Source organism: Amycolatopsis rhizosphaerae, from assembly GCF_007713715.1.
Lineage (GTDB): Bacteria > Actinomycetota > Actinomycetes > Mycobacteriales > Pseudonocardiaceae > Amycolatopsis_E > Amycolatopsis_E rhizosphaerae.
This window is the reverse complement of the sequence record NZ_VJWX01000814.1, coordinates 1-1,576: the sequence shown is the minus strand read 5'-3', so window position 1 is coordinate 1,576 and position 1,576 is coordinate 1. Positions and strand designations below refer to the sequence as shown.

The following is a 1,576-nucleotide window of genomic DNA, read 5'->3' as shown; positions in this document are numbered from 1 at the left end:
ATTATCCCCCAGGCCCGGAAAGCGCTCTCAGAGCGCTGGCCCGCGGTGGTGTTCTTGGTTACGCTGGGTGCAGCACCGCAACCCGTTCCGCGAAGGGGGATGCCGTGTCGTCAGGGATCTCTTCCGCGATCGGGGCCCGGCTGCGCCTGCTCAGGCACGCCCGCGGCAAGTCGCTGGCGGTGGTGGCGGGACGGGCCGGGATCTCGCCGTCCTACCTGTCGCGCCTGGAGGCGGGCGAACGGGCGCTCGACCGGCGCTCCCTCATCGTCGCGCTGGCGGACGCGCTCGAGGTCGCGCCGAGCGAACTGACCGGTGTCCCCCTCGGCCTGGCCGGGGAGCCGGGCGCCGACCAGGCACTGGTGGAGGTCCGGATGGCGATGCTGGCCGTGGCCATGGGCGAACCGGACGGCGAGGTGCAGCCGGTGGAGCGGCTCCGCGCCCGCGTCGGCGCGCTGCTGACCGCGGTCAACGACGCCCACGGCGACGTCACCGGAGCACGGCTTCCCTCCCTGATCCGGGACCTGCACACCACCCTCGCGGCCGGCCGCCACGAGCGGGAGATCCTGCGTCTGCTGGCACTGGCGCACATGCAGGGCACCGAGGCGTGGCTGGCGATGGCCGGCGCCCCGAACGATCTGACCTGGCAGGCGGCGACGCTCTCGCGCGCAGCCGCCGAGGCGCTCGACGAGCCGGTGTCGCTCGGGATCGCCGCCTACGGCAGCGCGCTGGCACTGCTGTCGGCCGGCGCGCTCGATCTGGCCGCCCGCACCCTCCACACCGTGGCACTGCCGACGGCGACGGTCGACGAGCTGCAACTGGCCGGATCGCTCTCCCTGGTCTCCTCGCTGGTTTCGGCGGCACGCCGGGACACGGCGGCACGGACCTCCGCGCTCACGCACGCGGCCGAACTCGCCGGGCGCACCGGGGAGACGAACGTGATGGGCTTCGGATTCGGGCCTTCCAACGTCGGCGTGTGGCGGATGCAGTGCGCGCTGGAAGCCGGGGAGCACGCCGAGGCCGCGAAAATCGCCGCGGAGGTCGATCCGGAGGCGCTGACGGTGCGGGCCCGCCGGGCGGTGTACTGGCGCGACCGGGCCCGGTCGGTGGCGAGGCTGCCGCGTCAGCGCGATGCCGCGGTGGTGATGCTGCGCCGCGCCGAGCGGCTCTCCCCGGACCATGTCCGCCGCCACCCGTTCACGGTGTCGCTGCTCGAAGAACTGGTCTCCAAGGCGAAGCGCGACGCGGTGGGCCGCGAACTGCGGGGCCTCGCCTTCCGGGCCGGTCTACCGGTCTAGACGCCCTGGTATCACAGCACTTGCCGTGAGGGGTCCCCGAAACGGCTAGGGCTCCGGCAAAGTCGGTCCTTGCATGGGCGAGTCCCACCTTCCGGCGGTTGTGTCCCACTGTGAGGCGGTTGTGTCCCACCTTCCGGCGGTTGTGTTCCACGTTCGGCAGCCCGAGTGCCACGTTCGGACCGTGCGAGGGCGTCTTTCTCCGCGGTGACCCGCCTGCAAGCAGGGCTGCGCGGTGCCGTGAGGGACCCCTCACGGCACCCAACGGCGCCCATCCCCGCCTG

Annotated in this window: 1 protein-coding gene; it reads left to right on the top strand. The window is 73.0% G+C overall.

The window, feature by feature from the left end:
• Nucleotides 1–104: 104 nt before the first annotated feature.
• On the top strand, nucleotides 105–1,295 hold the full coding sequence (locus FNH05_RS37110) for a helix-turn-helix domain-containing protein (protein WP_246128166.1): 1,191 nt from the start codon (nucleotides 105–107) through the stop codon (nucleotides 1,293–1,295).
• The last annotated feature ends 281 nt before the right edge of the window (nucleotides 1,296–1,576 follow it).